The following is a 3,981-nucleotide window of genomic DNA, read 5'->3' on the forward strand; positions in this document are numbered from 1 at the left end:
GAGCGCGGCAACGTCGTCGACCCCGTCGTGCTCCGCTCGCCCAACGAGCTCTTGAGCGAAGCCGCCCTCGAGGCCGTCCGCGCCAGCCGGTTCACGCCGGGCCAGCAGCGCGGCCGCCCGGTCAAGGTCCGGTTCGCCGTCCCCGTCACCTTCCGACTCCGGTAGTCGGCCCCTGACGGTCTGATCCCGACGCCCCGGTAGCACGCGCTGCCGGGGCGTCTTTTTGTGGCATGTCCTCGATGGTGGGGCACGTCCTCGAGGACGAAGACGACCGCATACGTAGGGGCACGGCGCGCCGTGCCCGACCTCGAGGACGTGAGCACGTACGCGGCTCCGAGGCGACACCCTCGAGGACGGAGACCGCGCGACCTCGAGGACGTAGACTCCAGACCGTCCCCCAACCGCCGTGGCCCGCCGTTTCGTCCTCAAGGCCCGCGAGCCCGACGAGGGCACGCCCGACCTCACCCTCGACTACGCCGGCGACCTCGACCGGCAGCAGGTCGCCGCCGCGACCGCAGGACCGGGAACGACACTGGTCGTAGCGGGAGCCGGAACCGGGAAGACGCGGACGTTGATCTACCGGCTCGCCTACCTCGTCGAGACGGGGACGCCGCCGGACCAGATCGCGCTGCTCACGTTCACGCGCCGGGCCGCGACCGAGATGCTGAACCGGGCGGGACAGCTTCTCGACGGACGGTGCGAGCGCGTCCGGGGCGGCACGTTCCACGCGTTCTGCCTCGAGACATTGAGGGTCCACGCCGAGCGCGTCGGCTACCCGAGCCGGTTCGGGATCCTGGACACGGCCGACGCCGCCGACGTCATCGACCTGGCCCGGACGCGCCTCGGCTTGGACCGTCTGCCCAAGCGGTTTCCCAAGAAGCGGACCTTGCTCGGCATGTTCTCCGCCGCCACCAACCGCGGCATGACGCTAGGCGAGATCGTCGCCGAGGCCTATCCGCAGTATGCCGATCACCTCGAGACGATTGCCACGCTGCGTGACGGCTATGCCGAGACCAAGCGCCGTACCGGCGTGATGGACTACGACGACCTGTTGGCGCTCACCCTCGAGCTCCTGACCGAGCACGACGACGTCCGCCGCGCCGTCGCCGGCCGCTGCCGGCACGTCCTGGTCGACGAGTACCAGGACGTCAATCATCTCCAAGCGAGCTTGGTCGAGCGGTTCCAGTCCGTCTGGGGCAACGCGACGATGGTCGGCGACGATGCCCAGTCGATCTACCGATTCCGCGGCGCCGACGTCGGTCACATTTTGGAGATCCCCCGCCGCTACCCCGGCGCCCGCGTGCTGAAGCTCGAGCACAACTACCGCTCGACGCAGCCCATCCTGGACCTGGCCAATACTGTCCTCGAGGGCATGGCCGAGACCTACGACAAGCGCCTGTTCACCGACCGCGAGGGCGGCGATCTCCCCGCTCTCGTCCAGGCGCCCGACGACGACTTCGAGGCCCGCTTCGTCGCCCAAGTCGTCCTCGATAAGCGAGAAGACGGGACGCCGCTCAACCGACAGGCCGTCCTGTTCCGGTCCGGCTGGTGCTCGTACGCCCTCGAGGCCGAGCTGACGCGGCGTAAGGTGCCGTTCGTCAAGTTCGGAGGCCTCAAGCTGGCCGAGGCGGCCCACGTCAAGGACATCGTCGCCCACCTTCGCGTCGCCGAGAACCCGGCCGACGCCGTCGCCTGGAACCGGGCGTTGCGACTCGTCGAGGGCGTCGGCCCCCAGACCGCGCGGCGGCTGCTGGACTGGATCTCCCAGGCCGCGGCCGGCGGCGTCGAGGGCGCGACGCACGCGCTCCGTCAGTCGGTCGATGAGGTCGTCCCGTCGCCCAAAGTCGGCGCGGCCGTCGGGCAGTTGGTCTCGGCCCTCGCGCCGTTGCGCGACGAGTCGCTGGCGCCCGAGGCCCAGGTCGAGCAGCTTCTCGACTACTACCGCCCCATCTTCGAACGCGTCTACGCCGACGACCTCAAAAACCGCGAGGCCGACCTCGAGGCCGTCGTCGCGCTCGCGGCCCGCCACACCTCGAGGACGGCGCTCCTGGAATCACTCGCGCTCGACCCGCTCGACTGGTCGCAGGACCCCGCCGAAGGCGCCCACAAGGACGAGGCGCCCCTCGTGTTGACGACCATCCATTCGGGGAAGGGCTTGGAGTTCGACACGGTCTTCCTGATCCACGCCCTCGATGGCGTGCTCCCGTCCGCCTACGCGCTCCAGTCATCTGACGAGGAGGACGAAGAGCGGCGTTTGCTCTATGTCGCCCTGACGCGGGCCGAGACCGAGCTCTACGTGAGCTATCCGCTCGTCCAGTACCGACGCGGCTCGGGACAGTTTCTGACCGAGCCCAGTCGCTTTTTGAGCGGGCTCCCCGAGTCGCTGATCGAGCCGTGGTCCTTGGTCGAGGAGACGCCCGATCCCCCTGCGCCGGCGCTCCCCACACCCGGCAATCAGCTTTCCGACGGTCGGGCTTGATTCCCTGCCCCCGTGTCTCTACCGTAGAGACATGGAAGTCGCCGCCATCCCGTCCTCGAGAGCCTGCCCCGGACCTGATCCGGGGTCGCCGAGCTTGCGCATCGACCGGATCGGCGTGGACCGATTCGAGACGATCCGGTCGCTGAACAAAGCTGTATTCGGGGACGGCCGCGTGATTCAGCGGCTCGACCGCGACGACCTGACGCTCTTGGTCGCCCGCGTCGAGGGCGAGCCGGTCGGGTTCAAGGTGGGCTACGGCGAGTCGCGCGTCTCGTTCTACAGCGCGAAAGGTGGCGTCCTCGAGGGCTGGCGGCGCAACGGGATCGCGCGAGCCCTGCTGCTCCGCATGGAGGCCGAGGCCCGGTCGATGGGCTACCGCCGGTTCGCCTTCGACACGTTCCCCAACAAGCACCCCGGGATGACGGTGTTCGGCCTGGCAGAGAACTTCGAGGTCACGGCGGCCGGCTACAACTCGGCGTACCGCGACTTCCGGCTGCGCTTCGAGCGGGACCTGTAGCGGCTCGCATCACGTGACGGTGACCGCCGCCGACTCCGCCCTCGAAGACGCCCCGATCCGACCTCGAGGTCGCGTCAGGAGTCCCCTCTCCCGCTGGGAGAGGGACAGGGTGAGGGTTTCGTGTAGCCGACCTCGAGAAGGAGAGGTTTCCACGACTCGATCTCTCTCATGCCGTCATTCCCGCGGAGGCGGGAATCCTGGTTGCCGACCTCGAGGTCGCGAGCGTCCCCGCATGGGTCCCCGCCTGCGCGGGGACGACTCGGGATAGATAGAGCTCGGCTCGTTCGTCCTCGAGGCCGTGCGCTCTAGAACAGCGCGTAGACGAACGGTGCCAGCGGGCTCCCGCCGACGGACACCACCAGCAGCCCCAGCATCACCAGCACCAACACGATCGGCGCGAGCCAGTACTTTTTGCGGACCCGGAGGAACCGCCAGAACTCGGACAGGACGCGGAGCTTCGACATCGACACAGAGGAACGTCCTCGAAGCTACGCCGGTCCGCTGGCTCCGCCGGCCTCGCGGCTCTCGAGGACGATCCCTCTGCCGCGCAACTCCTCACCGTGGGCGCCGTAGCCCGTCCCACTCCCCCAGCCGCCCGTGCCCGCACTCACGACCGAAGTCGCCGAAGGCGTCCGCATCGCCGTCCGCGCGCTGTGGGAGCGCAAGGCCCGAGCCCTGCTGACGACGTTGGGGATCGTGATCGGCATCGTGTCGGTGACGTCGATGTTCACCGTCATCAACGGGATCGAGAAGGAGTTCGACCGCTCGATGGCGATGATCGGGGACGACGCCCTGTTCGTCCAGAAGAACCCCTGGATCATCATGGGCGACTGGTGGAAGTACCGAAACCGCCCGCCTATCACCGAAGACCTGGCCCCGTTCCTGGCCGAGCAGTCGGAGAGCGCTCTTTCCGTCGCCCCAATCACTGGATTTGGGGCGACGGTCACGCGCGACCGTGACGAGGTGACCGGCGTCGGTATCGAGG

6 protein-coding genes are annotated in these 3,981 nt (G+C 68.6%); 4 read left to right on the top strand and 2 right to left on the bottom strand.

From position 1 onward, the window contains the following. The 3 genes from WBA11_RS15255 to WBA11_RS15265 all read left to right on the top strand — a co-directional run. A partial coding sequence (locus WBA11_RS15255) for a TonB family protein (protein ID WP_424521525.1) occupies positions 1-165 on the top strand: 165 nt, incomplete at its 5' end. A gap of 241 nt (positions 166-406) precedes the next feature. Next, positions 407-2,479 carry an ATP-dependent helicase gene (locus tag WBA11_RS15260; protein WP_424521520.1) on the top strand — a complete coding sequence of 691 codons (2,073 nt, stop codon included), beginning with the start codon at positions 407-409 and terminating at the stop codon, positions 2,477-2,479. A 31-nt stretch (positions 2,480-2,510) separates the two neighbouring features. Next, positions 2,511-2,996, top strand: coding sequence for a GNAT family N-acetyltransferase (locus WBA11_RS15265; RefSeq protein WP_424521521.1), 486 nt, complete (start codon positions 2,511-2,513; stop codon positions 2,994-2,996). A gap of 305 nt (positions 2,997-3,301) precedes the next feature. Here the strand turns inward: WBA11_RS15265 and WBA11_RS15270 are convergent, their stop codons facing one another. Together WBA11_RS15270 and WBA11_RS15275 are read right to left on the bottom strand one after the other, a co-directional pair. After that, a complete protein-coding gene (locus WBA11_RS15270; protein ID WP_424521522.1) occupies positions 3,302-3,460 on the bottom strand; it encodes a DUF5989 family protein in 159 nt (52 codons plus the stop codon). Positions 3,461-3,484: 24 nt separating this feature from the next. Beyond that, entirely contained in the window at positions 3,485-3,607 is a 123-nt protein-coding gene (locus WBA11_RS15275; RefSeq protein WP_424521523.1) for a hypothetical protein, read from the bottom strand. Here WBA11_RS15275 and WBA11_RS15280 point away from each other — a divergent pair. After that, a partial coding sequence (locus WBA11_RS15280; protein ID WP_424521524.1) for an ABC transporter permease occupies positions 3,594-3,981 on the top strand: 388 nt, incomplete at its 3' end. The two genes, WBA11_RS15275 and WBA11_RS15280, sit on opposite strands and share 14 nt — an antisense overlap.

Origin of the sequence: Rubrivirga sp. (genome assembly GCF_049648075.1) — a bacterium.
In the GTDB taxonomy this organism is placed as follows: Bacteria; Bacteroidota; Rhodothermia; order Rhodothermales; family Rubricoccaceae; genus Rubrivirga.

What these genes read in the sequence shown, in the direction of transcription:
- WBA11_RS15265 (WP_424521521.1), top strand. Translation starts at nt 2,511, where the DNA reads ATGGAAGTCGCCGCCATCCCGTCCTCGAGAGCCTGCCCCGGACCTGAT.
- WBA11_RS15270 (WP_424521522.1), bottom strand. Translation starts at nt 3,460, where the DNA reads ATGTCGAAGCTCCGCGTCCTGTCCGAGTTCTGGCGGTTCCTCCGGGTC.